Source organism: Streptomyces sp. cg36, assembly GCF_041080675.1.
Lineage (GTDB): Bacteria > Actinomycetota > Actinomycetes > Streptomycetales > Streptomycetaceae > Streptomyces.
Genome location: NZ_CP163520.1, coordinates 381,737 through 408,139, shown reverse-complemented (window position 1 = coordinate 408,139; position 26,403 = coordinate 381,737). Strand labels below are relative to the sequence as shown.

General features: G+C 72.7%; 20 protein-coding genes. 11 read left to right on the top strand and 9 right to left on the bottom strand.

The features are described 5' to 3' along the window. Window positions 1-419 precede the first annotated feature (419 nt). Window positions 420-3,017, top strand: a complete 2,598-nt coding sequence (rph, locus tag AB5J87_RS01805) for a rifamycin-inactivating phosphotransferase (RefSeq protein WP_369373124.1) — start codon at window positions 420-422, stop codon at window positions 3,015-3,017. Window positions 3,018-3,099: 82 nt separating this feature from the next. Here the strand turns inward: rph and AB5J87_RS01800 are convergent, their stop codons facing one another. Then, window positions 3,100-7,305 (bottom strand): S8 family serine peptidase, encoded by a 4,206-nt coding sequence (locus AB5J87_RS01800; RefSeq protein WP_369373122.1) that lies wholly within the window; start codon window positions 7,303-7,305, stop codon window positions 3,100-3,102. A gap of 91 nt (window positions 7,306-7,396) precedes the next feature. Between AB5J87_RS01800 and AB5J87_RS01795 the strand changes: the two genes are divergently transcribed. Both AB5J87_RS01795 and AB5J87_RS01790 read left to right on the top strand, forming a co-directional pair. Then, window positions 7,397-8,344, top strand: a complete 948-nt coding sequence (locus tag AB5J87_RS01795) for a helix-turn-helix domain-containing protein (RefSeq protein WP_369373120.1) — start codon at window positions 7,397-7,399, stop codon at window positions 8,342-8,344. A 179-nt stretch (window positions 8,345-8,523) separates the two neighbouring features. Continuing rightward, window positions 8,524-11,301 carry an AAA family ATPase gene (locus AB5J87_RS01790; protein WP_369373117.1) on the top strand — a complete coding sequence of 926 codons (2,778 nt, stop codon included), beginning with the start codon at window positions 8,524-8,526 and terminating at the stop codon, window positions 11,299-11,301. A gap of 39 nt (window positions 11,302-11,340) precedes the next feature. Here AB5J87_RS01790 and AB5J87_RS01785 read toward each other — a convergent pair whose 3' ends face one another. After that, window positions 11,341-12,513: an FAD-dependent monooxygenase gene (locus AB5J87_RS01785; protein ID WP_369373115.1), complete on the bottom strand. Its 1,173-nt coding sequence runs from the start codon at window positions 12,511-12,513 to the stop codon at window positions 11,341-11,343. Between the two features lie 80 nt (window positions 12,514-12,593). On the opposite strand from AB5J87_RS01785, the gene AB5J87_RS01780 reads away from it, so the two are divergent. The 3 genes from AB5J87_RS01780 (at window position 12,594) to AB5J87_RS01770 (ending at window position 14,664) form a co-directional block, all read left to right on the top strand. After that, a complete protein-coding gene (locus AB5J87_RS01780; RefSeq protein WP_369373112.1) occupies window positions 12,594-13,184 on the top strand; it encodes a TetR/AcrR family transcriptional regulator in 591 nt (196 codons plus the stop codon). Between the two features lie 427 nt (window positions 13,185-13,611). Next, window positions 13,612-14,019, top strand: a complete 408-nt coding sequence (locus tag AB5J87_RS01775) for a transglycosylase SLT domain-containing protein (protein WP_369373110.1) — start codon at window positions 13,612-13,614, stop codon at window positions 14,017-14,019. 165 nt (window positions 14,020-14,184) lie between these two features. Further along, window positions 14,185-14,664 carry a hemerythrin domain-containing protein gene (locus AB5J87_RS01770; RefSeq protein WP_369373108.1) on the top strand — a complete coding sequence of 160 codons (480 nt, stop codon included), beginning with the start codon at window positions 14,185-14,187 and terminating at the stop codon, window positions 14,662-14,664. 15 nt (window positions 14,665-14,679) lie between these two features. Here the strand turns inward: AB5J87_RS01770 and AB5J87_RS01765 are convergent, their stop codons facing one another. The 3 genes from AB5J87_RS01765 to AB5J87_RS01755 form a co-directional block, all read right to left on the bottom strand. Beyond that, entirely contained in the window at window positions 14,680-15,135 is a 456-nt protein-coding gene (locus AB5J87_RS01765; protein WP_369373105.1) for an ASCH domain-containing protein, read from the bottom strand. A gap of 63 nt (window positions 15,136-15,198) precedes the next feature. Continuing rightward, window positions 15,199-16,431 carry a phospholipase D-like domain-containing protein gene (locus AB5J87_RS01760; RefSeq protein ID WP_369373103.1) on the bottom strand — a complete coding sequence of 411 codons (1,233 nt, stop codon included), beginning with the start codon at window positions 16,429-16,431 and terminating at the stop codon, window positions 15,199-15,201. Window positions 16,432-16,508: 77 nt separating this feature from the next. After that, on the bottom strand, window positions 16,509-17,246 hold the full coding sequence (locus AB5J87_RS01755) for a class I SAM-dependent methyltransferase (RefSeq protein WP_369373101.1): 738 nt from the start codon (window positions 17,244-17,246) through the stop codon (window positions 16,509-16,511). Between the two features lie 155 nt (window positions 17,247-17,401). Here AB5J87_RS01755 and AB5J87_RS01750 point away from each other — a divergent pair, with 155 nt between their 5' ends. From AB5J87_RS01750 to AB5J87_RS01740, 3 genes are all read left to right on the top strand, one after another. Beyond that, on the top strand, window positions 17,402-18,322 hold the full coding sequence (locus AB5J87_RS01750) for an NADP-dependent oxidoreductase (RefSeq protein ID WP_369373098.1): 921 nt from the start codon (window positions 17,402-17,404) through the stop codon (window positions 18,320-18,322). Window positions 18,323-18,437: 115 nt separating this feature from the next. Continuing rightward, window positions 18,438-19,859, top strand: coding sequence for a right-handed parallel beta-helix repeat-containing protein (locus tag AB5J87_RS01745; protein WP_369373096.1), 1,422 nt, complete (start codon window positions 18,438-18,440; stop codon window positions 19,857-19,859). A gap of 122 nt (window positions 19,860-19,981) precedes the next feature. Then, window positions 19,982-20,764: an SDR family NAD(P)-dependent oxidoreductase gene (locus AB5J87_RS01740; protein WP_369373094.1), complete on the top strand. Its 783-nt coding sequence runs from the start codon at window positions 19,982-19,984 to the stop codon at window positions 20,762-20,764. Between the two features lie 39 nt (window positions 20,765-20,803). On the opposite strand, the gene AB5J87_RS01735 is transcribed toward AB5J87_RS01740, so the two are convergent. After that, window positions 20,804-21,634, bottom strand: coding sequence for an ArsR family transcriptional regulator (locus AB5J87_RS01735; protein ID WP_369373091.1), 831 nt, complete (start codon window positions 21,632-21,634; stop codon window positions 20,804-20,806). Between the two features lie 444 nt (window positions 21,635-22,078). On the opposite strand from AB5J87_RS01735, the gene AB5J87_RS01730 reads away from it, so the two are divergent. Together AB5J87_RS01730 and AB5J87_RS01725 are read left to right on the top strand one after the other, a co-directional pair. Further along, entirely contained in the window at window positions 22,079-22,762 is a 684-nt protein-coding gene (locus AB5J87_RS01730) for a transglycosylase SLT domain-containing protein (protein WP_369373089.1), read from the top strand. Window positions 22,763-22,829: 67 nt separating this feature from the next. Then, entirely contained in the window at window positions 22,830-23,396 is a 567-nt protein-coding gene (locus AB5J87_RS01725; protein WP_369373087.1) for a HutD family protein, read from the top strand. On the opposite strand, the gene AB5J87_RS01720 is transcribed toward AB5J87_RS01725, so the two are convergent. From AB5J87_RS01720 to AB5J87_RS01710, 3 genes are all read right to left on the bottom strand, one after another. Then, window positions 23,380-24,849 (bottom strand): cytosine permease, encoded by a 1,470-nt coding sequence (locus AB5J87_RS01720; RefSeq protein ID WP_369373085.1) that lies wholly within the window; start codon window positions 24,847-24,849, stop codon window positions 23,380-23,382. The two genes, AB5J87_RS01725 and AB5J87_RS01720, sit on opposite strands and share 17 nt — an antisense overlap. Window positions 24,850-24,984: 135 nt before the next feature. Beyond that, complete coding sequence (locus tag AB5J87_RS01715; protein ID WP_369373082.1) at window positions 24,985-25,920, bottom strand: metallophosphoesterase; 936 nt, start codon at window positions 25,918-25,920, stop codon at window positions 24,985-24,987. Next, window positions 25,917-26,384, bottom strand: coding sequence for a cupredoxin family copper-binding protein (locus AB5J87_RS01710; protein WP_369373080.1), 468 nt, complete (start codon window positions 26,382-26,384; stop codon window positions 25,917-25,919). The genes AB5J87_RS01715 and AB5J87_RS01710 overlap by 4 nt, the downstream gene beginning before the upstream one ends. Window positions 26,385-26,403: the final 19 nt, after the last annotated feature.

Sequence of the window (26,403 nt, the reverse complement as noted above, 5' to 3'; positions counted from 1 at the left end):
GATCCACGCGTTTTCCACCCTGGTCCGTGACGTCTCGCCGGGCATCGTCTCCCGGCGCCCACTCGTCCTGGTGCGATCGGACCGGCGGCGCACGCGTCCTGGTGCTCAGGCACTACGCGCGCGCCCGCGTGCCGGAGGCGTCCACGCGGCGGGAACCGCCCTCGGCCCGATGGCGGCCAAAGAGAAAGCGAGGAGAACGCTCTCCTCGCCACTCTCAAGTTATAGCGCGAAGGGGGGCTTGCGGCAAGGCCCCGGGGCTGGCGCACAATCATCGGCCGAAGCCACCACCTGCGGAAACGAAGGGCACTGCGCACCCACGCGCACGTGTCCGACGAGAGGTCCGACGGATCGGGAGGCGACGGTGATTCGATTTTTGCCACCGCGGTGCGTACGAGCACTGCTGCCCGGAGGTTGCGCAGATGACTGAGCCGTACGTAGAGGATCTTCAGGAGGTCGACGAGTCGCTGATCGCGCTCGTCGGCGGGAAGGGTGCGCACCTGGGCGGCCTGTCGGGGATCGACGGCATCCGCGTGCCGGACGGCTTCTGCGTGACGACGGACGCCTTCCGGCGGATCATGGCGCAGGCCCCGTCCGTCGGGGACCTGCTCGACCGGCTGGCGCTGGTGAACCCCGACGACCGGGAGGCGGTCCGGGTCCTGAGCGCGGAGGTCCGCCGCACGGTCGAGCAGACCCCCGTGCCGGACGACGTGGCGAAGGCGATCACCGGCGCGCTCGCCCGCTGCGGCGAGCGGGCCGCCCACGCCGTCCGGTCCAGCGCCACGGCGGAGGACCTGCCGACGGCGTCCTTCGCCGGTCAGCAGGACACGTATCTGAACGTCATGGGGCCGGCTGCGGTCCTGGAGCACGTCCGGCGGTGCTGGGCCTCGCTGTTCACCGAGCGGGCCGTCGTCTACCGCGCGCGCCACGGCATCGACCACCGCCTGGTCCACATGGCCGTGGTCGTGCAGCGGATGGTCCTCCCGCGGGTGTCCGGCGTCCTGTTCACCGCCGATCCCGTCACGGGCGACCGGACGGTCGCCACCGTGGACGCCGGTTGGGGACTCGGCGAGGCGCTGGTCTCCGGCCTGGTGAACCCGGACGTCTTCAAGGTGCGCCGCGGTGAAGTCGTCGCCAGGACCATCGCGGCGAAGGAGCGTGCCGTCCACGCCGTGCCCACCGGCGGTACGCGCGAAGTGGCGGTCGACCCGGGCCGGCAGCGGCAGCCGGTGCTGACGGACGCGCAGGCGGTGGAGCTCGTACGGCTGGGTCGGCGGATCGAGGAGCACTTCGGCCGCCCGCAGGACATCGAGTGGTGCCTGGACGACGACGGCTTCCAGATCGTCCAGAGCAGGCCGATCACGACGCTGTTCCCCGTTCCCGAGACCGACGACCAGGACAACCACGTCTACCTCTCGGTCGGCCACCAGCAGATGATGACCGACGCCATGAAGCCCCTGGGGCTCTCCGTGTGGCAGCTGACGGCGCTCGCGCCGATGGAGCAGGCCGGTGGGCGGCTGTTCGTCGACGTCACCCGGCGGGTGGCCTCGCCCACCGGCCGCGCGGCCCTGCTCGACCTCATCGGGCGGGGAGACCCGCTGGTCAGGGACGCGCTGGAGACCGTCCTCGGGCGCGAGGACTTCATTCGGACGGTGCCCGACGAGAGTCCCGCCGGGCCGCCGAGGAGCGGCACGCCCGACGAGATCCCCACCGATCCGGGCATCGTCACCGAACTGATCGAGCGCAGCCGGGCGTCCGTCGGCGCCCTGGAACGCGACATCCGGGCGAAGAGCGGACCCGCGCTCTTCACGTTCCTGCTGGAGGCGTTCGCGGAGCACAAGCGGGTCCTGAGCGATCCGCTGAGCATGCGGGCGATCATGGCGGGGATGGAGGCCACCTGGTGGCTCAACGACAAGCTGGGGGAGTGGCTGGGCGAGAAGAACGCGGCCGACACGCTCACCCTGTCCGCTCCCGGCAACATCACCTCGGAGATGGGGCTGGCGCTGCTCGACGTCGCGGACGTGATCCGCCCGTGGCCGCAGGTCGTGGCGTTCCTGCGGGGCGTCGAGGACGACGGCTTCCTGGCGGACCTGGCGAAGCTCCCGGGCGGGGCCGAGGCACGCGAGGCGATCGAGGCGTACCTCGACCGGTACGGCATGCGCTGCGTCGCCGAGATCGACATCACCCGGCCGCGTTGGAGCGAACGCCCCAGCACGCTCGTGCCCGTACTCCTCGACCACATCAGGAACTTCGGTCCGGGCGCCGCCGAGCGGCGCTTCGAGGAGGGCCGACGGAAGGCGTCGGCCAAGGAGCAGGACGTACTGGCCCGGCTGCGGGCCCTGCCGGACGGGGAGCGGAAGGCCGGTGAGACCAAGGAGATGATCGACCGCGTCCGGACCTTCATCGGATACCGGGAGTACCCCAAGTACGGCATCATCAGCCGCTACTTCGTCTACAAGCGGGCCCTGCTGGAGGAGGCCGGGCAGCTGGTGCGGGCCGGCGTGCTGGCCGAGCGGGAGGACTGCTTCTACCTCACGTTCCAGGAGTTCCAGGAGGCGGTGCGCACCCACGAGGTGGACGGCGGGCTCGTCCGGCGGCGCAAGGACGCGTTCCGCTCCCACCAGGCGCTCACCCCGCCCCGGGTGCTGACCTCGGACGGCGAGGCCCTCGACGGGGCGTACCGGCGCGACGACGTACCGGCCGGCGCCCTGGCCGGACTGCCGGTCTCCGCGGGCACGGTCGAGGGACGGGCCCGGGTCGTCCTGGACATGGCGGAGGCCGACGTCCGGGCGGGCGACATCCTGGTCACCTCCTACACGGATCCCAGCTGGTCACCGCTGTTCGTCGGCATCGCGGGCCTGGTGACCGAGGTGGGCGGTCTGATGACCCACGGCGCGGTCATCGCCCGGGAGTACGGTCTGCCGGCCGTCGTGGGCGTGGCCGGGGCCACCCGGCTGATCCGGGACGGGCAGCGGATCCGGGTGCACGGCACCGAGGGGTACGTCGAGATCCTGCCCTGAGCGGTCACGCCCCGGCCCGGAAAAAGGGGGAAGGGGCGGCGCGCCCCCCACAGGCGCACCACCCCTTCCCCGGTCCGTGCGGTCAGAGCTTCAGCCGGTGCACCCCTCCCTGCACCGTGCCCACGTACAGCCAGCCGCCCGCCGCCGCCAGGCTGGTGGCGTTGAGGTTCTGCAGGCCGGTGGAGATGTTGTGCCAGCTGCGACCGCCGTCGGTGGAGCGCAGGACGCCCCGGCCGCCGCGCGGCAGCGCCGCGTCCCAGGAGCTGGTGGCCGCCGCGTAGAGGGTGCCGTCCACCTGGAGGATGTCGCTGACCCGCAGCGGCAGTTGGCCGGTGTCGCCGGTGCGGAAGGTCCGGCCGCCGTCCGTCGACACCTTGATCGCGTCGCCGCCGGTCAGCATCTTCGACCCGGCGAACTCGATGGTGTCCACCCGTCCGTCGGCGACCTTGGTGATGTCGTCGCCGCCGTTGTCGGACCGGTAGAGGCCGTCGGGCGCGCCCAGCCACAGCCGGTCGGGCCTCTTCGGGTCGCCCGCGACGGCGGTGAAGTACGTCCGGTCCTGCAGGAGGTTCTTCCAGGTGGCGCCGCCGTCCTCGGTGGCGAACAGCCCCTTGCCGAGCAGGTTCGCGTACGAGACGTACACGCGGTCGGGGTCGGCGGGGTGCACGGCCAGGGCGTACACCGCGCCGTTGCTCTCGCCCTTCTGCTGCCAGGTGGCCCCCGCGTCGCCGCTGCGCTCCAGGTGGAAGTCGCCCCAGGCGCCGGTGCGCACCCGCCACACGATCCGCGGGTCCTTGGCGGAGGTCTGCAGCAGCCGGGTCCCCGCGCCGATCATGCCCTCGCCGCCGGTGGTGCCCCACTCGGCGCCGGAGACCGGCAGCTTCGCGCGGTGCGTGCCCTGCGGGCCGGCCGCGAGCAGCCGGTCGCCGCTGAGGGCGAGGGCGTTGACGGTGCCGCCCTGGACGCCGAGGCGCCGGTAGTCCTTGCCGTCGGGGGTGCCCCGGTAGACGCCGGCCGCGTCCGAGGAGACGGTCAGCGAGCCGTCGGCCCAGCGGTCGAAGTCGGAGGTGGTGGAGGCCGGGTTGGCGGCCGGGATGGTGCTCCACCTGCGGCCGTGGTCGCGGCCGACGCGGATGTCCTTGCCGTACCCGGCGTACATGTCGCCGCCGGTGATCGTGAGACCGGTGCCGCCGTATCCGTGGTTGTCGAGCGTGGCCCACGTCCGGCCGCCGTCGAAGGAGCCGACGATGCCGGAACCGACCTCGTACATGGCGACGACCTGGCGGTCCGCGACGACGGTGACCGCGACCCGGCCGTCGGGCGACTCGTACACCTTGGTGGCCTTGCCGAGGGTGCCCGAGGACAGGCCGTCGCGCTTCCACAGCGACTTGCCCGCCGAGAAGTAGAGGCTGTCGCCGCCGATCGCCACGTCGTAGACGGCGTCGACGGGGATCCCGAGGGGCTCGCTGCTCCAGGTGTCGCCGCCGTCCTTGCTCAGGAGCAGGTCGGTGGCGGTGACGGCGAGCAGGGTTCTGCCCGACTCGTCGGTGAGGAAGTCGGTGATGCGGGCGTCGGGGGTGGCGAGCGTCCGCCAGGTGCGTCCGCCGTCGTCGGTGCGCAGGATCGAGCCGGTGCGCGGGATGCCGGAGGAGCTGTTGGACGCGTACCACCAGCGCTTGGCGTCGTGCGGGTCGATGACGGTGAAGGCGCGGCCCGCGACATTGCCCAGCGGCAGCCTGGTGTGCTGCTGCCAGGTGGCGCCGTTGTCCTGGGTGGACCAGGGGCCGGCCTTGTCGTACTGGGTGAGGACGGCGGCGCCGGGGGCGCTCGGCGCGGTCGTGATGTCACCGCTCTCGGAGTTGGGGCCGACGGGCTGCCAGCGGTTGCCGCGGCTGCTCGCGGGGGTGACCTCGAAGCCGTCGCGGTTGCTGGTGAGCGTCTTGCCGTCGGTGGTGCGTCCTTCGGCGGTCACCAGGTGGGCGCCCTCGCCGCGGCCGGTGATGTCCGCCTGGTAGACGTTGGCGGTGCGCGGCCGGGTGGTGACGGTGTAGGGCCTGCCGTGCGGCGGGGTGACGGTGAGCACGGGCGGCTTCGCCAGCGGTGCCGGGGTGATGACGACGGCGGTGGACGTGCCGTCGCTCGGGTCGGGGCCGGCCTGGAGGAACAGCTGCCGTACGACGAGGAGGTAGGGGACGCGCAGCGCGGCGCCGCGCTCGGGGGTGACGGTGACCGTGCCGCTGATCTCGGCCTCGCCCGCCGGGCGTTCGGCCCGCAGGGTCACGGTCGCCGACGCGCTGCCGCCCGCGGGGACGCGCAGGGTGTCCGGGCTGACCCGCGCCGGGCCGCTCGCCCTCAGCCGTACGGTACGGGCGCGGGTGCCGGAGTTGGTGACGGTGAGCTTCTGGCTGCCGCCGACCGTACGTCCGGCGAGGTCGGCCAGGCCGTAGGAGAGGGAGGCCGGGGTGGTGGTGATGCCGGTGTCCGCCCGGTCGGCCGCGGCGGCGACGTCCAGGCGGCCGGAGCCGACGGTGCTCGCCCCGGGGCCCTTGAGCTGCTTGGTGGAGCCCACCAGCTCGGAGGTGACCTTCGCCGGGCTCTCACCGGGGTGCAGCTGGCGCAGCAGGGCGGCGGCGCCGGCGGCGTGCGGCGCCGCCATCGACGTACCCGACATGCGGTAGTAACCGGGCTCGTAGAGGGACTTGGGGATGGTGGAGCGGATGTCGTAGCCAGGCGCGACCAGGTCGGGCTTGAGGTTCCACCGCTGGCCCGGGCCGCGCGAGGAGAACGAGGCGATCTGGTCGGTGACGTCGGTGCCGCTGACGGTCACCTGGACCCGGCCCTTGGCGAGCCGGCGGCCGAGTTCGCCGTACTGGGTGTCGTCCATGCCCAGCATCACCAGGCGGTCCATGCGCAGCGAGTCGCCGGAGTCCTTGAGGGAGGGCTGCGCGGCGAGCGGGACCGAGCCGTCGGGGGAGGGCGCCCGCCGCGCCGGCGGGGCCTCGGCGAGCACCGGTCCGCTGCTCCCGGACGGTCCGCCGATCAGCGCGACGGCGCCGCGCCGCTCGGCCTCGCGGGCCATCTCGATCTCGGGCAGGTACAGGTCCTGCGAGGACTGGGCCACCAGCATGTTGACGCGGACGGCCTTGCCCTTGACGTCCCCCGCGCGCTTCCAGTCCTCCTCGCTGCCCCGCCCGACGTCGACGAGGTCGGCGGTGAAGGGCCTGGCGGGCGGGTTCGCGGACACCATCCCGCGGTACGTCTGGATCTTCTCGCCGCCCTTGTAGGCGGCGGTGGGTATGCGCAGCCCGCTGATGGAGGCGCCGACCGCGATGACGCCGTCGGCGGCGCCCGGCGTGCTGATGGTGCCCTTGGCCGGTCCCTCGTTCCCGGCGGAGGCGACGACCACGACTCCCGCCCGGACGGCGGCGGTCGCCGCCGCGCCCAGCGGGTCGGTGCCGTCCCCGTAGCCGCCGAGGCTCATGTTGATGACGTCGGCGCGGTGCGGATTGGCCGGGTCGACGGCCGCCTCGATGCCCGCCACGATGTCCGAGGTGTAGCCCTCGCCCGCGTCGTCCATGACCTTGTACGCCAGCAGGTTCGCGCCCGGCGCCACACCGGTCACGCCGCCCTTCTCGGCGGCCCGGCCCGCGATGATGCCGGCGACGTGGGTGCCGTGGCCGTTGTCGTCCATCGGGTCGCCGTCGCGGTTGACGAAGTCGTAGCCGCCGACGACCTTGTGGCCCTCGCCGAAGCCGCCGCCGAGGTCGGGATGGCTGTAGTCGACCCCGCTGTCCAGGACGGCGACGGTGACGCCCTTGCCGTCGGCGCCGTTGCCCGCCGGGTCCTTGCGGCGCCACACCTGCGGCGCGTTGATCAGCGGCACGCTCGTGTCGGTCAGTACGCGCATCTTGGCGTCGGGAACCACGGAGGCCACCCCGGGCAGCCGCTTGAGCGCGGCGACCTCGGAGGACTTCACCGTCACGGCGACCGCGTTGAGCAGCAGGCTGAGGCTGCGCGGCGAACCGGGGCGCAGCCCGGCGCCCTTGGCCCGGTCGAGGAACGACTTCTGCCGCCCGGCGACGGCGGCACGGTCGGTGCCGATCGCCCGGGCGTCCGCGGAGCGCAGCACGCCCTTCCCGGCAGCGGCGGCCTCCCCGGTCAGCGTGACGATGACGCGCTGCTCGGGATCGTGGCGGGGGTCCGCGGTGGCGGACTGGGGTACCGCCGAGAGCAGACCGCCGAGTACGGCGGCCGCCACTGCGGCGGTGAGGGATCTACGAGGGGTCATGCCAGACCAAGTAATCGGAATTCAGTGGTCCAGACAACGATTTGGCCTGGCCCATTGCTGTCCCTGGCACATACGGGCCAGGATCCTGGCCATGTCCCAGCTGACCGCCGCAGGCATCGACCCGTTCGACGAGAGCGTCTACCGGACGATCCTGGTCCGCCACACCGCCGCTCCCGCGGAGCTGGCCGACGACCTGTCCTGCTCCACCGAGCGGGTCGCCCGCGCCCTGGACCGGCTGCGCGAGAACGGCCTGGTGGGGCGGCTCGCCGGAACGCGCCGCCGGTACGCGGCCATTGAGCCGGGCGCGGCCCTGGAGTCCCTGGTGCGCTCCCGCACCGCGGACCTGGACGCGGTACGGGCGGCGGCCGGAGAGCTCTCGCGGCTGTTCACCACGGCCCAGCGGGGCGGCTCCGAACAGGTCGAAGTCATCACCGGCGGCGAGGCGTTGGGCCGCTGGTTCGTACAACTCCAGCAGGAGGCGCGCGAGGAGGTCATCACGCTGGACCGCCCGCCGTACGCCCTCACCACCTCCAACCCCGTCGAGGCCACCGCGCTCACCCGGGGCGTGCGCTACCGCGCCGTGTACGCCCCCGAGGCACTGGAATGGCCGGGCGTGCTCGGTGACATCCGCGAACTGGTGGCCCACGGCGAGCAGGCGCGGGTCCTGCCCGGCCTGCGGATCAAGCTGGCCATCGCGGACCGGCGCCTCGCCCTCATGCCGCTCTCCCTCGACTTCTCCACCGAGGTACGGGCGGTCGTCATCCGCCCCTCCGCCCTGCTGGACGGGCTGATCGACTACTGGGAGCTGTGCTGGCGCACGGCGACCCCGCTGGACGCGCCCGCCGAGGACCCGCTCGGCGAGGAGGACCGCCAGATGCTCACCCTGCTGGTCGGCGGGCTCAAGGACGAGGCGATCGCCCGTCAGCTGGGCTGGTCGGTGCGGACGATGCGGCGCCGGATCAGCCGCCTCCACGAGGAACTGGGCGCGGCCAACCGCTTCCAGGCGGGGGTGATCGCGGCCCGGCGGGGCTGGATCTGAGGCATCGCCGCACAGGGCCGCCCCACCCCGCCCCACCGCCCGCGCCGCTTCCGCCGGATGACGCGTCGGCCCCTCACCAAGGGCCTGGCAGGATAGCCACGACGCTGTGAACAGGCATTTCGTCGGTGTCCCGGTCCACTGGGCGGACCGGGACGGCGGCGGAGCGGACAAGGGAGACCATGAACGTCGGCGCCGCAGAGGCAGGCACGGGAGACATCCGGGGCAGGGCGCGCGAGCTGGAGGCGATCGGCCGGCTGGTCGAGGCCGCGGACGGCGACGGCCCCAAGGTGCTCGTGCTGACGGGCGAGCCGGGCGTCGGCAAGAGCACCCTGCTGGACCGGGCGGCGGCCGAGGCCCGGGCGCGGGGCCGACGCGTGCTGCGGGTCAGGGGCTGCGAGGGCGAACAGGGCCTCGGCTTCGCCGGGGTGCACCAGCTGCTGCGCCCGGCGCTGCGCGATCTGGACCGGCTGCCCGGCCGCCAACGCGACGCCCTGCGCGAGGCGTTCGGTACGGGGGGCGGTGACGGGCGGCAGTCCCCGGACCCGCTGATGATCAGGACCGGTGTGCTGACGCTGCTCTCGGAGGCGGCGACGGAACGTCCGGTGCTCATCGTCGTCGACGACGCCCAGTGGCTGGACGTGGGCTCCCTCGACGTGCTCGCCTTCGTCGCCCGGCGCCTGGAGGGCGAGCGCATCGCGCTGCTGCTCGCCGCCCGGGACGAGGCCGTCCCCGCGCGGTTCGACCGCGACTTCCCGCATCTGACGACGGGTCCGCTGGACCGGGTGGCCGCCGGGCTCCTGCTGGACGAGCAGCCGCAGCCGCCCCGGGGCAAGGCCCGCGCCCAGATACTGGAGCAGGCCGCCGGGAACCCGCTGGCTCTCATCGAACTCGCCCGGGCCCGCGCGAAGGAGCCCGGCCGGGCGAGCGGCCCGATCGGCTCGCTCCCGCTCACCGCCCGGCTCGAACGGCTCTTCGCGGCCGATCTGCCCGGCCTGCCGCCGGAGACCCGGCGCGCGCTGCTGCTCGCGGCGGCTGCCGGCATGGACCGGCTCTCCGACGTCCTGCACGCGGCCCCCTGCCTGGACGACCCCGAGGTGTGGCGCCCCGCCGAAGAGGCCGGGCTGGTGCGCGTCGAGAGCCGGGGCGCGGGCGTGCACGTACGGCTGCGCCATCCGCTGGTGCGGGTGGCGGTCTACCAGTCCGCCTCCTTCGCCGACCGCCAGGAGGCCCATCTGGCGCTGGCGGCGGCCCTGGCGCACGAACCCGACCGCAGGGCCTGGCACTTGGCGGCGGCCTCGGTGGGGCCGGACGAGGCGATCGCCGCCGACCTGGCCGAGAGCGCCGACCGCTTCACCCGCCGGGGCGGGCACGCGGCGGCGGCCACCGCCCTGGAGCGGGCGGCGGAGCTCACCCCGGACCCGGACCGCCGGGCGGGCCGCCTGCTCGCCGCGGCCACCTCCGCCATGTACGCCGGGCACCCGCAGTGGGTCGGCGAGATCGCGGCCCGGGTCGCCGCCCTGACGCAGGACCCGCGGCTGCTCGCCGAGGCGTCCTTGCGGGCCGGGTGGTCGCGGGCCGTGACGCTCGCGCACGACGACGCGCTGCGGTTCCTGCTGCCGGTCGCCGAATCCATGGCCGTCCGGGCGCCCGCGCTGGCCCTGGACGCCCTGAGCACGGCGGCGACCTCGGCGCAGAAGTCCGGCGATCCCTTCCACCTCGCCGAACTCGAACGCATCGCGGCCCTGATCACGGCGGAGCCGGAGCACAGCGGCAGGCTGTGGACGGCGGCGGTGGCCCGTCCCTTCGCGGAGCGGGAGCGGGCGCTGGAGCGGCTGCACCGCATGGTGGACGCCCGGCGGGACGGCGCGTTCGCCTACGCCGACCTGCTGATGCTGGGCGGCACGGCCTGGATCCTGGACGAGACCGGCCTTGCCGTACGGCTGCTGGGCCGGGCCGCGGACCACCACCGCACCGCCGCCCGCGCGGCCACCAACTGCACGGTGGCCCAGGCCCTCGCCGTCGCGCTGTTCGAGAGCGGCGACTGGGCGGCGGCGCGGTCGGCCGCCGAGGAGGCGTTCAGCATGGCCACGGAGGCCGAGGCGGACAACATCTCGGTGGGAGCACAGACCCTCCAGGCCGCGCTGCGCGCCGTCCGCGGCGACCACGCCGGGGCCCGGGCGCAGGCCGTCGAAGCGGTGCGCGGCGTCGACCTGCGCGGCTCGCGCAGCCTGTACGTCCGGCACTGCCACACGCTGGGCCTCGCGGCGCTCGCGGAGGGCGACCACGAAGCCGCGTACGAGCACCTCCGACGCGTCTTCACCCAGGACGTGCCCGCGGCCCCGGTGCATCGGCACGCCTCGCCCTACCTCCTCGCCGACCTCGCCGCCGCCGCCGTCCGCGCCGACCGGGTGGCGGACGCCCGGGCCGTGCTGGCCGCCGCGGAGGAGAGCGTGGGCCCCCTCCGCTCCGCCCGGCTGGACGCGGTCGTGCACCGGGCCCGGGCGCTGCTGAGCGAGCCCGACGACGCCGAACCCCACTTCCGAGCGGCGCTCGCCGACCCGGCGGGCGCCCGATGGCCCTTCGAACACGCCTTGGTCCAGCTGGACTTCGGCGAGTGGCTGCGGCGGCGCAGACGGTCGGCGCGGGCGCGCTCGCTGCTCGGCAGCGCGCTGGAGGTCTTCGAACGGCTCGACGCCCGGCCGTGGGTGGAGCGCGCCACCGCCGAACTGCGGGCGGCGGGCGCGGTGGTGGCGGAACCCGCGGCGCCCGGCGCGGTCGCCGGGCTCACCCCGCAGGAGCTCCAGATCGCCCAGCTGGCCGCGGAGGGACTGACCAACCGGGACATCGGGGCCCGGCTGTATCTGTCGCCCCGCACCATCGGCTTCCATCTGCACAAGGTGTTCCCGAAGCTGGGCATCACCCGGCGCGCCCAGCTGCGCGATGTCCTCGGCCCCTGACCGGGATCCGGACCCCTGGCGCACCGGGGGCCGCGCGGCTCAGTGGCCGGGCGGCCGCCAGTCGAGTACGGGGGCGAGCCCGCCCAGGACGGCCGAGTCCGGCGTCATGCGCAGCAGCAGGTCGCGCAGGGCGGTGGCGGGCGCCGAGCGCCACTGGGCGACGGCGCCGATCCGCCGGGAGCGCCGTGCTATCCGCTGGGTACGGGGACGCCGGGCCAGGTCGTACGCGGTCAGCGCGGCATCGACGTCCGGCCGGGTGTCCAGGAGCGCGGCGAGCGTCACGGCGTCCTCCAGCGCCTGGTTGGCGCCCTGGCCCAGGTTGGGGGTCATGGCGTGCGCGGCGTCGCCGAGCAGGACGGCGCGCCCGCTGACGAAACTGGCCAGCGGCGGCAGGGCGTGGATGTCGTGGCGCAGGACCGACTCCTCGTCGGCGGCGGCCAGCAGCTGGGGTATGGGGTCGTGCCAGTGCCCGAAGCGCCGGCGTATCGCGTCCAGTTCGCGGCCGGGCTCGCGCTGTCCTTCGGGGGCGTTGGCGACGCAGAAGAGATAGGTGCGGCCGTCCGGCAGGGGAGCGATTCCCACCCGCTCGCCGCGTCCCCAGCTCTCGCCGCCGACCGGCAGCCGCTGTCCCGCGTCGACGACCAGCCGCCAGGTGGTGTATCCGGCGTAGCGCGGCCCGGGAGCCTGCGGCCACAGCGCGGAGCGCACGGTGGAGCGGATGCCGTCGGCGGCCACCAGCAGATCGGCCCGTGAGGCGGTGCCGCCGTGCTCGACCTCGACGCCCCGGTCGCGCGGGCCGACCCGGGTGACCTCGTTGGCCGCGCAGAGCGTTCCGGCCGGAAGCGCGGCCCGCAGGATGTCGAGGAGCCGGGCGCGGTGCACCATCACCAGCGGCCCGAACCGGTCGGCCAGCTCCTGGGTGTCGGTCCGCGACAGCCAGCGGCCCGCCGTGTCGCGGACGCCCGCCCGCGTCTCCGCCAGCGCCTGCTCGCGCACCTGGTCGCCGACGCCGAGCGCGTCCAGCGCGCGCACGCCGTTGGGCCACAGTGACAGGCCCGCTCCGACCTCGCCGAAGGTGGCCGCGCGCTCCAGCACCTTCACCCGCCACCCGCTCCGGGTCAGCGCGAGACCGGCGGCCAGGCCGCCGATCCCGCCGCCCGCCACGATCGCGGACCGTTCCCCGGTGCCGCCGACGCCCTCTGCCGTGCCCATCGGACCCCCCTCTACATCTGTAGTGGACACCGGTGACTCTACACTTGTAGAGGCAGAAGAAAAGGGCGAGGAGGCCATCAGTGACCCAGACCACGCTTCGACGGCAGGAGCTGGCCGACGCGGCGATCCGCACCCTGGCCCGATCGGGGATGCGCGGACTCACCCACCGCGCCGTCGACCAGGCGGCCGGGGTCCCGGCGGGCTCCTGCTCGTACTACTTCCGTACGCGCCAGGAGCTGCTGCGGGCCGCCGTCGAGCGGCTGGCCGAACTGGACATCGCCGAGATCGACGGGCGCCCCGCCCTCACCGGCGCCGCGAGCGCCGACCGGATCGCCGAGGCGCTCGCCGGTCTCATCGAGCTGTGGAGCGCCGACGGGCGCGAGCGCATGCTCGCCCGCTACGAGCTCTCGCTGGAAGCGCCGCGCCGCCCCGAGCTGCAAGCCGCCCTGCGCGCGGCGGGCAGCCGCCACCGCGCCGTCGCCGCGCACCTGCTCACCGCCGCGGGCGCCCCCGACGCCGCGGCGGACGCCCACGCCTTCGTGGCCGTGCTGGACGGTCTGCTCTTCAACCAGCTGACCGCGCCGGACCCGCACCGGCTCACCCCCGAGCAGCTGCGCGACTCCGTCCTGAAGCTGCTCCACGCCTTCGCCGGGCCGCGGACGCACCTGTGAAGCGCCCGGCCGAGGGAGCCGATCGCCTCTGATTGCGAGGCGATCGACGTCTTCTTCTGCACCCGCAAAAGGTATGTACGGTCACTTTTGGTGACATTCAGGCCCCTCGAAGGTGAGCCGCCCCATAGGACGTACGTCACTTACGACCGGGGGTCGTAGCTCCCCGGGCCGCCCCGCCACCCCTGCGATCCGGGCTCCCGCCTGCGCGAATCCGCCTCCCGGGCGGCCCGGGGCGCGGGTCCCCGACTGCGAGGCTCCCTAGTAGGAGGGGTCGTTGCCAGGCCGTCGGGACGCCGGTAGAACTGGATGAGTCGCAGCGGCCGGGTGTTCCTCCCCGCCGCAGACGAACCCCTCTCCCTCGCGTGAGTGGCTCACGCACGTCTCCGGCGTGCCGCGACCGTCCCAGTCCCCTTCGGAAGGTTCATCTGTGTCCAAGTCCGTCGTCCGCCGCATCGCCGCTTCGAAGAAGACCCTCGCGGGTGCCGTCGTCGCCCTCGGTGCCGCCGGTTCCCTGCTCGCCACGGTGCCCGCCCAGGCCGCGGCCCCCACGAGCGCCAAGGCGATCGCCCAGCAGATGATCAAGGACCCGGCGCAGTTCGCGGCCTTCAACAACATCGTTTCCCGCGAGAGCGGCTGGGACCACACCGCCACGAACGCCTCCTCGGGCGCCTACGGCCTGGTCCAGGCCCTCCCGGCCTCGAAGATGGCCTCGGCCGGCTCCGACTGGAAGACCAACCCGGCCACCCAGATCAAGTGGGGCCTGGACTACATGAACTCCCGCTACGGCAGCCCCGTCGGCGCCTGGAACTTCTGGCAGGCCCACCACTGGTACTAAGCCGTCACCGGCACCAGACGCACGTGAAGGCCCGACCGGCACCGCCGGTCGGGCCTTCACGCGTATACGGGGCTCCGCATACCCCCAGGACCCGGTGCATGATCATCCGGTTTGCCGGGTATGGGGCGGAACGGAAGTGAGTCCCGTGCCTCCAGGGAGCTGCCCATGTCGACCGACGCGATCGTGATGCTGCGGGAAGGCCACAAGGAGATCAGGCGGCTGATCCGCTCCTACCGGGTCGAGGGGAAGACCGAGGCGGTGGAGCCCCTGCTGCGCGCCCTGACCGTATACACGTACATCGAGCGGGAGGGCATGTACCCGCGCGTCTGCGTCCTGCTCCCGGAGACGGAGCCGGACGTCCTGGGCTTCATCGAGGAACACCACATCGCCGACGTACTGGCCGCCGAGCTGTACGACATGCGCCCCGGCGAGATCGCCTTCGACGCCAAGACGCGGCTGCTCATGGACATCGTCGAGCGCCACATGGACGCGCAGGAGGACCGGTGGTTCCCGCGCGTCCGGGCCGCCGTCGGCCGCGGCGAGCTGCGGGACATCGGCGCCTGGATGACCACGCTGGCCGAGCGGGCCCCGCAGCACCCGCACCGCCCGTCCGCGAAGGCGGCGTGGGACACGGTCGCCGCCTGAGCGGCGGGCGGGCCGTCAGCCGGCCGGGTCCAGCCGGGCGACCAGGCGGAAGCGCTCCAGCACCACCAGGGTCTCGTCGTCCACGGTGAACTCCGGGTCGCCCAGGGCCGCGCGCATCTCCTCGCCGTGCCAGAAACCCTCGTGGTTGGCCCGCCACCCGGCGATGCTGGTGTCGCCTTCGCCCTCGTCCACCACATGGGCGAAGTCCACCTGGGCGAGCGGCACGACACGCACCTCGGTGACCTCGATGACCGCGACCCGGCGGTCGTCCGAGTCGACGACCGCCGAACGGCTCCCCACGGACGGCAGCGGCTCGTTCTCGTGCTCGTAGTCGGCCACGAGCCCGGTCGTGGAGGTCTTGGCGCCGTCGAGGACGGCGGCCACGAGCTGGTCCCGCAGCGGCCCCGGGAAGGCGAACTCGGCCCGGGGCAGCGCGGCGATATCGCCGGAGGAGAACGCGTCGCTGGTCATGCGGTCACCGTAGCGACCCGCCCGCCCGGACCCGTACTGATTTACCGGGGCGGGCGGCGGCGCCTACTCGCTCTTGCAGGCGGCGACGTTGTCGCTGGTGCCGGGGACGGCCGCGGCCCGGGCCGCCTGGAAGTTGGCCTCGAACGCGCTGTAGACCGAGGGTGTGGTGATCCGCAGCATCGCCTCGTCGTTGTCACGCAGCGCCGGACCGCTCCAGTTGTGGCTGCCGGTCCACATCACCTTCTGGACGGTGTCCGCGTACATGCCGTCCACCATCACGTTCTTGGAGTGCACGATCCGGTTCGGGGTGCCGCTGTCGGCGTCGTCGTCGTGCTGGTAGCAGCGGTTGGTGATGCCCGAGACACCGTGCAGGGCGTTCCACGTGCCCGTGTCCGTCTCGCTGTAGACGAGGTCCACCAGGCACCCCGCCCCGGCCAGCGCGCGCAGCTTGTCGGCCACCGCCTGACGGCTGATCTTCAACATGGCCGCGTGCACGCTCGTACGGTGTGCGCCGGCGGCGTCGGTCCAGCGGCAGGTGATGTTGTCGAGCGCGTTCACCACGGTGTCCGTGGTCGCGTCGGTGCCCGCGCGCGGGAAGAAGTAGTACTTGTAGTCACCGGCGTTGCCGTAGGTGTACGACCAGGCGCCGCGGTTCTGCGCGGGCAGCTTGTCGAAGTAGGCGAGGTAGCCGGCGTACAGCTCGGCGTTGCCCGCGACGGTGATCGAACTGTTCCAGTAGCGCGCGTAGTTGGACGGCGTGAGGTTCGAGGTCAGCTGCACCACGACGTTCTTCTGGGTCCCGCCGCCGACGCTGCCCGCCAGCAGGAACTTGTTGTGGTTGATGCCGGTGCCCGCCGGTCCCAGACAGGAGCTGCCGGTGGCGCAGAGCTTCACGTACGAGCTCTTCGTGGTGTCCGTGCCAAGTGCGCTCCGCAGGATGTCGTACGCGGCGGGGAAGTCGCGGGTGCTCGCGTCCAGGACCACCTTGACGCCGATGCCGCGCTGGGTCTTCGCGGCGGCCAGCTCGTCGGCGACGGTCTCGTCCCACAGGTGGTACATGGCCAGGCGCAGCGAGGTGCCGCTGTCGGCGTTGGCCACGACGGACCGCACCTGGCTGCGGATGGCCTGCTGCGCCGTGCCGTCGCCGGTCGGATCGTTGAAGACCGGTCCGGTGGTGACGGCGGCGGCGCCCGCGCTGTCCACCGGCCCCACGAGCATCCCGGTGAGCACCCCCGTGGCCACGGCGAACGCCCCGAGGGCGGTGCGCAGTCGGCCGGACATACCGATGGGCTTCATGTCCCTCCCCTGTGAGATCAAGAAATCCCGCGCATCCTAGCCGCGGTCCCACGACCCCCTCGGGTGGGTGTCACCCGTCAGACCGGCTTGCGCCAGACGGAGACGTGCTTCGGGGAGTCCTGTGTGAAGGGTGTTCCGTCCCAGTCCGCGATCCGGCGCTCCAGTTCCAGTCCGGCGATCCGTGCCATCAGGTCGAGCTCGGCGGGCCAGGCGTACCGGTGCCGGGAGTGACCCCGGCGGTAGCGGCCGTCGTCGTCCCGGGTGAAGTGGTGCGAGACGAGGATCTGTTCGGCCAGGTCGAAGGTGTCGAAGCCGAGGTGCCGCTCCGAGACGTCGAACGGCACGGCGACCTGTCCGGGCGGCAGGAAGCGCAGCGGAGGCACACCCAGCTCGATGACGAACCGGCCGCCGGGTGCCAGATGGCGTGCCGCGTTGCGGAAGCACGCGACCTGCTCGTCCTGCGTGAGGAGGTTCGTGATGGTGTTGTAGACGAGGTAGACCAGGCTGAACTTGCCCGGGACGACGGTGGTGGCCATGTCCCCGACGGCCACCGGGAGCGCGGCCTCGTCGGCCTTGCGCCGCAGCACGGCCGCCATGTGCTCGGACAGCTCGATGCCCGACACCGGCACACCGCGCTCGCGCAGCGGGACGCCCACGCGCCCGGTCCCGATGGCGAACTCCAGCGCCCGGCCGTCCCCGGCGAGCTCGGCGAGGAAGGCGAGCGTCGGGCCGAGCACGGCGGCCGAGGACATCTCGCTCTCCTCGGCGTCATAGCGCTCGGCGGTCGTACGGGTCCACAGTTCGCTGCTCGTCACGGGCGGCCACTCTGCCGGGTGCCAAGGGACCCTGTCGACGCGATTTCCGCGCGCCGCGCCGTCGGGCCCGCGCCGGGATCCGGTCGGCCACCGCCATCCGGGTGTATCCCACACCGTGGGGAATGAGGTCCGCCGACCCGGTGTTGGTGCAGGTCATGAAGGCAATTGTGCTGGAGAAGTACGGTTCCGCCGACGATCTGCGCCTGGTGGACCGGCCCGAACCGAAGGTGGCCCCCGGCGAGGTCCTGATCCGGGTGAGGGCCGCCGCGGTCAACCCGGTCGACTGGAAACTGGCCGCCGGATATCTCGATCCGATCATGGAAGTCGCCTTCCCGCTGATCTCCGGATGGGACGTCGCGGGCGTGATCGAGGCGGTCGGCCTGGACGTCCCGGAGTACCGGGTGGGCGACGAGGTCTTCGGATACGTGCGCAAGGACTGGGCGCAGAACGGCACCTACGCCGAGCTGGTGGCCGCGCCGGTGCGCTGCGTGGCGCGCAAGCCCGCCGCGCTGAGCTGGGAGGAGGCGGCGGGCGTACCGCTGGCCGGGCTGACCGCCCATCAGTCGATCCGGCGGGCCGGGGTGACGGCGGGCGAGACCGTGCTGGTGCACGCGGCCTCCGGTGGTGTCGGGGCGTTCGCGGTGCAGATCCTGGTGGCCCTCGGCGCCCGGGTGATCGGCACCGCCAGCGAGCGCAACCACGAGTTCCTGCGCGGGCTCGGCGCCGAGCCCGTGACGTACGGGGACGGCCTGGAGGAGCGGGTGCGCGCGCTCGCGCCCGAGGGCGTGGACGCGGCGCTCGACTTCGCCGGGAGCGGTGTCGTCGACCTCTCGCAGGCCCTGCTCAAGCGGCCGGAACGCCTGGTGTCCATCGCCGATCAGGCCGCTGCCGAGAAGGGCGGGCACTCGCTCTGGGTCCGTCCGGACCCCGAGGACCTGGCCGAGCTCGCCCGGCTCGCGGACGACGGCAAGCTCACCGTGCACGTCGATCGCGCCTTCCCGCTGGCCGAGGCGGCGGATGCCTGGCGCCTGAGCCAGGAGGGCCGGACCCGGGGCAAGATCGTCCTCACCGTCTGACGCGGCTCCGGCCCGTTCCAGGGTGCGGCTCCGGCCCGTTCGACGTGGACGGGCCGGAGTGCTGATAGAACTCCCGTGTTTCCCCCACCACAGGCAACACAGGAGGCCCACACCCATGCCCTCGATGGACCACGCCGCGCCGTCCCCGCGGCTGAGCCGCCGCGCCCTGCTCGACCGGGCGGCGCTCGGCACCGCCGGACTCGCCGCCACCGGCCTGGCGTCCGCCACCGTGCTCGGCGCGCAGCCGGCGAACGCCGCCACACCGTCCGGCACCTGGAAGGTGTACTACGTCGACAGCGCGGCGGGAACGACCGAGACACCGATCCAGGCCGCGCTCGACGCCGCGAAGAGCGCGGGCGGCGGCCAGGTGGTGGTGGGCCCGGGCACCTGGACCATCGGCGCGTATCTGCGCATCGGCACCGGCACCCGGCTGACGCTCACCCCCGCCACCACGTTCCGGCGCACGGGAGACACCCAGTTCATGCTGATGAACGGCGTCTGGGGGGACACCAACGGGGGCTCCGGCTACAACGGCCCGGGCAACATCGTCATCGAGGGCGGTGTGTGGGACGTGGCGGGCCCGGAGCCCGGGAACGACGACAAGGGCTGGATGGGGATATCCATCTGGCACGCCACCGATGTGATCATCCGTGATCTGCGGGTGGTGAACGTGTCGAACTGGCACGCCGTGGAGTTCGGCGCCGTACGCAACGGGCGGATCGAGAACTGCCGCTTCAGCGGCTGGACGGGCACCGCCAACCGCGTCTCCTGGGGAACCGAGGCGATCCAGCTCGACAGCGCCCGCGCCGGCGGCACCGTCGTCGGTGCCGCGGACGGCACCGCCTGCTCCGACATCGTCATCCGCGACAACTACTGCGGCTCGGGCACCACCGTCGGGACCGTCACCTACGGCGCCTTCCCCACCCTCGTCGGCTCGCACAGCTTCGACGCCCGCAGCGCCCACGAGCGCGTCGAGATCGTCGGCAACACCGTGCACGGCAGCCGCTGGTTCGCCATCCACCCCTGTGCGACCAACCAGACCGTCGTCGCCGACAACACCATGGACGACTGCTTCGGCGGCATCCGCGCGAGCTACGCCAACTACGGCGGCGCGGTCGCGGGCTTCCGGGACCTGGTCGTCACCGGCAACATCGTCCAGGGCGCGGCGGCCAAGGACCGCGGCATCGACATCATGGGCGGCAACGCGACCAGCGGCACCTCGGCCTCCCGTGTCGTCGTCTCCGGCAACGTGGTGGCCGGGGCCGCCGCGGCCGGGATCCGGGCCTCCTACGCCCCCGACGCCGTGATCAGCGGCAACACCGTGTCCGGCAGCAACGACAAGGGGATCCACGTGGACAACTCCCCGGGCTGCGCGGTGACCGGCAACGTGGTGCGCAACGGCCCCACCGGAGTCGCCCTCGCGGCCTCGCCCAACACCCTGGTCAACGGGAACAGCCTGCTGGGCACCACGACCCCCGTCGCCGTGTCCGCCACCGACAGCGCGGGCTGTCTGATCACGGCGAACCTGCCGGTCTGAGACGTCCGGACGCGTTCCCGCCCTCCGCGCACCGGCTTCACGGATCATGATCATGATCCGTAGGCTGGCGGCGACGGTGCCCGCGCCGGGGCCGTCGCCGATACGGAGGAGAGGGGCCCGCAATGGATCCGACCGTGAGGAAACTGCCCGGCACCGGCCGGGGTGTTCTGGTCACCGGAGCCTCCCGGGGCATCGGACGGGCGGTGGCCACCGCCTTCGCGCAGGGCGGAGACCGCGTCGCCGTCCACTGCTCCGCCCTCGGCCGGGACGCCGAAGAGACCTTCGCCGCGCTGGAGGGGCAGGGGCACGCGCTGCTCGCCGCCGACCTGACCGACCCGGACGCCGTGGAGGACCTGGCGGCCCGCGCCGAGGAAGCCCTCGGCGGGGTGGACGTCCTGGTGAACAACGCGGCCGTGATGGTGCCCCACCCGCTCGCGCGGACCTCGTACGAGCAGTGGCGCCGGGCATGGCGGCAGACGGTCGACGTGAACCTCCTGGGCCCGGCCCACCTCAGCCACCGGGTGGCCGGCCGGATGATCGAGGCGGGCCGCGAGGGGCGCATCGTCAACATCGGCTCGCGCGGCGCCTTCCGGGGCGAGCCCGACCACCCCGCCTACGGGGCCACCAAGGCAGCGCTGCACGCGCTGGGCCAGTCCCTCGCGGTCTCCCTCGCCCCGTACGGCATCGCCGTGGCGTCCGTCGCTCCCGGGTTCGTGGCCACCGAGCGGGTCGCGGGGCGCCTGGAGGGGGCCGAGGGGGAGGACATCCGGACCCAGAGCCCCTTCGGACGCGTCGCGGAACCGGCCGAAGTCGCCGCAGCGGTCCTGTACTTGGCCTCACCCCAGGCCATGTGGAGCTCGGGCACGGTCCTCGACGTCAACGGTGCGTCCTATCTGCGGACCTGAGCGGTCCATGGCTCCGCGCCGCCTCGGAGCGGGCGGAGCTCACGGAGCGGCGTCCGTCGCCTCCGGCCGGGCCAGGTGATGGCCGAGAGGCGTCGCGACGTGCCGGACGGCCCGCCCGACGCGCAGGCTCCGGATGAGACCGGCCTGCCGCAGCGCCGCGGCACGACGGCTGGCCGCGGCGTCCGACACACCGACGAGCGAGGCCAGCTGGCCACCGGTGACTCCGCCGGACGCGACGATCGCCGTCAGCGCCTCCGCCCGGTCGGGGCCCAGCAAGGCGTGCAGCGAACGTAGTCGTTCCGGTTCGGTGCGCGGGACGGAACCGGCGGGGAGCCGTACGGTCAGATGGCCGTCGGCGGGTTCGGCCAGGGCGACCCGTCGGCGCAGGGCCACTGCCTGGATGAGCAGCGAGCGCGAGCCGAGTTCGAAGTCCGCGTCGAAAACCGTCGGCACCTCCAGGACGCCCTGGCGGAACCTGATCCCGTGCCCCAGGCCGTGGAGCAGCGCCGAGGCCCCTCTGTCGACGTACAGGGACGCCAGGGCGGCCGTACGGGCGGCGACCGCCGCGTGGATGCCGGAGCGGTACGGCTCGACGGCGCTCGCGCGCAGCTGGTCGACGGCCTGGGCCAGGACGCGGTGCGCGTGCCCGTCCCCCTCGGCGAGGGCTCTGGTGAAGGGGGTGGGGCCGCGGTGGGTGAACAAGTGGGAGAGGTAGGCGGGGCCGACCCCCTCGGCGAGATCCGGCGTCGTGCTGCGCGAGTAGAGCTGCGCCAGCGGCTCGTAGGGCTGGGCGCGGTGGGCGTGGGTCACCCCGGCCGCGGTGAGTTCGGCGTCGAAGTCGGGCAGCGAACAGACCCTGATGTTGCCCAAACCCTCTGATCCAAGATGAATGCGTATCAAGGGGAACCCCTCGGTCATGCCGGCCTCATCAGGCCCTTGTGTATGCGCGGACGATCCGGGCGCGTCCGGGTGCGACTGAAACGATGGGGCCGCGGAGCGGGGCGGGCAAGAGGGCGGTGGCAAGGGTGTTGGAGTGTGAGGTATCGCACAGTTCGGTGAATTGCCTCGCGGTGTCCGCTTCCAGCAGAGTCATGGATCAGTCAGGCCCCGTATATACCCACTTCCGGGTACGCTGTTGCCCGTCCAACTCCATAGCCCGGCCGTATGCCGCCCGCGCTTCACGTGGCCCGTCCCGCAAGGGAGTTGCCCACCGGGTACGCAGCGCCCCGTGACCTCGTTCGAGGCCGGGGGAGCGCCGGGAGTCGATCGCGTCCGCGAGGTCAACCCTTGCGGACACTGCTGGAAGGAAAGCGCGTGAGCCGCAGTTCGGTCCGGGGCTTCGCGGTGGCGTCCGCCACCGCGGTCACCACCGTCGGTGCCGTGGTCGGTATTGCCGCGGGCGGCCCGGCAGCCGCTTCGAGCGACAGCCTTGAGGCGACGGCGGCGGGTTCGACGCTCCTGGCGGACATACCCGCCGGCCAGCAGGCCCAGGTGCAGACCGCTTCCCTGACCGAGCAGGCCGACGCGCAGTCCGCGCAGGCGAGCGCCTCGGAGAAGAAGTCCGCCGAGGAAGCCGCCCGCAGGCAGGCGGCGCGGGACGCCAAGTCGAAGAAGTCCGCCGCCGACAAGGCCGCCAAGGACCACGACCTGGAGACCCAGGCCGCGAGCCGCTCGAAGGACCGCGTCCCCCTCGCCCCCCAGAGCTCGTACTCGCTCGCCGAGGTCCAGGCGATCGCTCGCCAGATCGTCCCGGCGGGCCAGTTCCAGTGCTTCAGCAACATCGTGAACAACGAGTCGAGCTGGAACTACCGCGCCGACAACGGCAGCGGCGCTTACGGTCTGGTCCAGGCGATGCCGGGCTCCAAGATGAGTTCCGCGGGCGCCGACTGGGCGACCAACCCGGCGACCCAGGTCAAGTGGGGCCTCAACTACATGAACCAGCGCTACGGCAGCCCCTGTGGCGCCTGGGCGTTCTGGCAGTCCCACCACTCGTACTAGAATCCGGCGCCGGGGGCGGGACACTCACTCCGGACCCCCTCGGCGGACAGCTCGGGGACACACCACCATGCACCGCTTCGACGTGGAGACACTGCCCGCGGGCCGCTGGCGCAACGGCGGCGGAGCCACCAGGGAGATCGCCTCGCGTCCGGCGGGCGCCGACGACTTCGGGTGGCGCGCCAGCGTCGCCGACATCGGCCGGGGCGGTCCGTTCTCGGAGTTCCCGGGGGTGGACCGGACGCTCACCCTGCTGTCGGGAGACGGTGTACGGCTGAGGTGTCCGGGTGTCTTCGACAGGTTGCTGACGGGTGTGGGGGAGCCGTTCGGGTTCTCCGGTGACCTGGCACTGGACGCGGAGCTGCCGTCCGGTCCGTGCCGGGTGCTCAACCTCATGGTGCGGCGCGGGCGTTGGACGGCCCGGGTGGACCGGTCCGATCGCACGGTCGAGGTGCTTCCCGGGCGTGCCGGGGTGGTCTACGCGCTGCGCGGCAGTTGGCGCGCCGACCCGTACCACACCGTTCTGACGGCTGGTCAGGGCGTGTGGTGGGACGCGGACGAGGCGCCGGGAGGAGCGGTCGCGCCGCTCTCGCCCGACGCCGTCGCCCTGTGGGCGGACGTCACCCCGCTGAGGTGAACCCTGCTCGGCCGGTCGGCGCCGGCGCCCGGCCGCCCTGCTCGGCCGTGGCCGGATGGATGGTCTCGGCGGGAGGGTTGGCGGTGCGCCGCGCCCAGACCCAGTACAGCGCCGAGGTGACGGCCAGCCCGACGATCCACGAGATGTCGGCGCCGTCCAGCTTCTTGGTGATCGCGCCGGTGTAGAGCTTGGTGGCCAGGAACGGGACCTGTACGACGACACCGATGACGTAGCAGGTCAGGGCAGTGACGTTCCAGCGTCCGTAGCGGCCGTCCGGGTCGTACAGCGCCGGGATGTCGACGCGTTCACGCGACAGGAGGTAGTAGTCGACGAGGTTGATCGCGCTCCACGGGGTGAACACGGTGAGCAGCAGCAGGACGAAGTTCTTGAAGTTGGTGAGGAAGTCGTCGCTGGCCGCGAGCGCGATGACCATGGACACCGCGATGAAGCCGACGATGTAGGCGGCGCGTACGGCGGCCGAGATGCGCGAGCGCCGGTCGAACGCCGTCACGGTGGTCAGGATCGACATGAAACCGCCATAGGCGTTCAGGCAGTTGACGGTCAGCTTGCCGACCACGATCACCAGGTAGATGAGGAACGCGAGGAACGCCGGACCCGCCAGATCGCCGAGGAAACCCACCTGGTCCGGCAGGAACGCCTCGCCCGCCACGGCCGCCGTGAGCGCGCCCAGCGTCATGGCCCACTGCGATCCGACGACGGAACCCGCGAAGGTGGACCAGAACGTCGCACGGGTACTGGTGTCGCGGGGCAGATAGCGCGAGTAGTCGGCGACGTACGGGCCGAAGGTGAGCTGCCATCCGGCGCCGAGTCCCACGGCCAGCAGGAAGGTCGCCGCCTCGAACCCCTTGTCACCGACGTGCGCGCCGACGTCGTACTGGGTGAACAGCCGCACCAGCAGATAGCCCAGGCCGAGCGCGCCGACGACGGTGGCGATGCGGCCCGCGATGTGGATCAGGCGGTAGCCGGTGACGGCGACGACGGTGGTCAGGGCGCCGAAGACGAGGATTCCGGCGTCGGTGCCGATGTGCAGCAGCTTGGCCATCGCCTGGCCGGCGAGCACGCTGCCGGTCGCGGCGAAGCCGAGGTACATGAGGATGACCAGCAGGAGCGGCAGGACCGCGCCGTACACGCCGAACTGGGCGCGGCTGGAGATCATCTGGGGTACGCCGAGGCGTGGGCCCTGCGCGGAGTGCAGGGCCATCACGGTGCCGCCGAGTACGTTGCCGATCAGCAGCGCGGGTATCGCCCAGAGCGCGTCGGCGCCGAAGACCACGGACAGCGCGCCGTCCACGATCGCGGTGATCTGCATGTTGGCGCCGAACCAGAGGGTGAACTGGCTGCGCGGCGTGCCGTGCCGCTCGCTGTCCGGGACGGCTTCGATGGTCCGTCTCTCCACCGTGAGACGGTCTCCGGGTGGATGGTGTTCCGGCATGTCGATGAGCCTCTCCCCGCAGCTGTTCCGGCGTATCTGGATGGACTGCGCCGCTGACCCAGGTGGTGCTGCGCCGAATGTGGCATGGGGATGAACAAACATCAAGATCTTGAATGGCAAATTTCACCAGGTGCGTCAGACCAGCGAGCTGTCCGTCACCGCAAGTGCCTTGTCGCCCCGCTGGTACCGCACCTCCCGGATGCCGAGCGCATGGCGCAGCTGCCCCGCCGGAAGCGTCACCGGAGCCGGGGCCGGCCCGTCGCCGGGCCGGGGCAGCGGATAGGCGGTGGTGGTGGCGCTGTGAAAAGTCACATTGCCCTCGACCTTGCTGAAGAGCTGGTGCACATGCCCGTTGAGGCAGGTCACCGAGGAGAAGCGACGCAGAAGCGCGAGCGCCTGCACCGCGTCGTCGGTGCCCCACCCCCAGCCGGGATACATCGCGAACAGGGGGATGTGGCTGAACACCACGATCGGGGTGTCGGAGGACAGCCCCGCCACGTCCTTGCGGACGAAGTCCAGCTGATCGGTGCCGAGGTGTCCGAGCTTCTTGAGGTTGAGGGCGTTGACGAGAGCGATGACGTGCACCCCCTTGATGTCGAAGCTGTACCAGCCGTCTCCCCGGCTGCCCGCGCCGAACGCGGCCCGGTACTTCTGGCCGGCGTCGTCGATGGCGTCGTGCTCGCCGGGGACTGTGTGGAGGGAGCCGCCGTGCAGCCCCTTCATCATCTGCTTGACCTGGTCGAACTGACCGGGTGTGGCCAGATGGGTCAGATCGCCGGTGTGCATCACGAAGTCGGGCCGCGCGTCCAGGGCGTTGACCCGGTCGACGGCGCGGGCGAACGAACCCGCCACGTCGGTGTTGGCCGGCCCGTGGAACCCCAGGTGGCTGTCGCTGAGCTGCGCGAAGGTCAGGGTGTTCGGCCCATTGGGCTTCTGCTGGTGGCCGCTGGACCCGGCGACATGGCTGTACACCTCGCCACCGGCCACCGTCAGTACGACGGCGGACCCGAACCAGGCCGAGTGGCGCAGGAGTTGACGGCGCGTCATGCGGTGCGGAGAGTCGCTGCTCACGGCTGCACCACCACGCTGCCGTGCATGAAGGGGTGGACGGTGCAGAAATACGTATAGGTGCCGGACTTGGCGAAGGTGTACCGGTACACCCCGCCCGAGTCGAGCGGTGGTGAGTGCAGGGGGCCACCGTTGTCGGAGGTGACCGTGTGGGGTTCGTCGTCGTTGTTGGTCCAGGTCACCGTGGTGCCCACCCGTACGGTGAGGGTGGCCGGGGCGAACGCGAAGTTCTTCACGGCGACCGCACCGCCCGTGGAGGACGGCGCGGGGGCGGCGGGTGCACCGCCGCCCCCGGCCGTCGGGGAGCCCCGCCGGGCCGTCGACGCGGGCATGCCGGACATCTTCATTCCCCCGTTCCCGGCATGCGTCGACGACCCGCAGGAGGCCAGCAGCCCCAGCGCTGCGGCTGTGGCGGCGAACACCGCGCCCCGCTGGGCGACTCGGCGCCGTATCACAGCTGTTCGCATGGATTCCCCCGTCCGGCCC

What these genes read in the sequence shown, in the direction of transcription:
- AB5J87_RS01725 (WP_369373087.1), top strand. Translation starts at nt 22,830, where the DNA reads ATGCACCGCTTCGACGTGGAGACACTGCCCGCGGGCCGCTGGCGCAAC.
- AB5J87_RS01760 (WP_369373103.1), bottom strand. Translation starts at nt 16,431, where the DNA reads ATGAAGCCCATCGGTATGTCCGGCCGACTGCGCACCGCCCTCGGGGCG.
- AB5J87_RS01720 (WP_369373085.1), bottom strand. Translation starts at nt 24,849, where the DNA reads ATGCCGGAACACCATCCACCCGGAGACCGTCTCACGGTGGAGAGACGG.
- AB5J87_RS01770 (WP_369373108.1), top strand. Translation starts at nt 14,185, where the DNA reads ATGTCGACCGACGCGATCGTGATGCTGCGGGAAGGCCACAAGGAGATC.
- AB5J87_RS01740 (WP_369373094.1), top strand. Translation starts at nt 19,982, where the DNA reads ATGGATCCGACCGTGAGGAAACTGCCCGGCACCGGCCGGGGTGTTCTG.
- rph (WP_369373124.1), top strand. Translation starts at nt 420, where the DNA reads ATGACTGAGCCGTACGTAGAGGATCTTCAGGAGGTCGACGAGTCGCTG.
- AB5J87_RS01765 (WP_369373105.1), bottom strand. Translation starts at nt 15,135, where the DNA reads ATGACCAGCGACGCGTTCTCCTCCGGCGATATCGCCGCGCTGCCCCGG.
- AB5J87_RS01800 (WP_369373122.1), bottom strand. Translation starts at nt 7,305, where the DNA reads ATGACCCCTCGTAGATCCCTCACCGCCGCAGTGGCGGCCGCCGTACTC.
- AB5J87_RS01785 (WP_369373115.1), bottom strand. Translation starts at nt 12,513, where the DNA reads ATGGGCACGGCAGAGGGCGTCGGCGGCACCGGGGAACGGTCCGCGATC.
- AB5J87_RS01795 (WP_369373120.1), top strand. Translation starts at nt 7,397, where the DNA reads ATGTCCCAGCTGACCGCCGCAGGCATCGACCCGTTCGACGAGAGCGTC.
- AB5J87_RS01750 (WP_369373098.1), top strand. Translation starts at nt 17,402, where the DNA reads ATGAAGGCAATTGTGCTGGAGAAGTACGGTTCCGCCGACGATCTGCGC.
- AB5J87_RS01790 (WP_369373117.1), top strand. Translation starts at nt 8,524, where the DNA reads ATGAACGTCGGCGCCGCAGAGGCAGGCACGGGAGACATCCGGGGCAGG.
- AB5J87_RS01710 (WP_369373080.1), bottom strand. Translation starts at nt 26,384, where the DNA reads ATGCGAACAGCTGTGATACGGCGCCGAGTCGCCCAGCGGGGCGCGGTG.
- AB5J87_RS01745 (WP_369373096.1), top strand. Translation starts at nt 18,438, where the DNA reads ATGCCCTCGATGGACCACGCCGCGCCGTCCCCGCGGCTGAGCCGCCGC.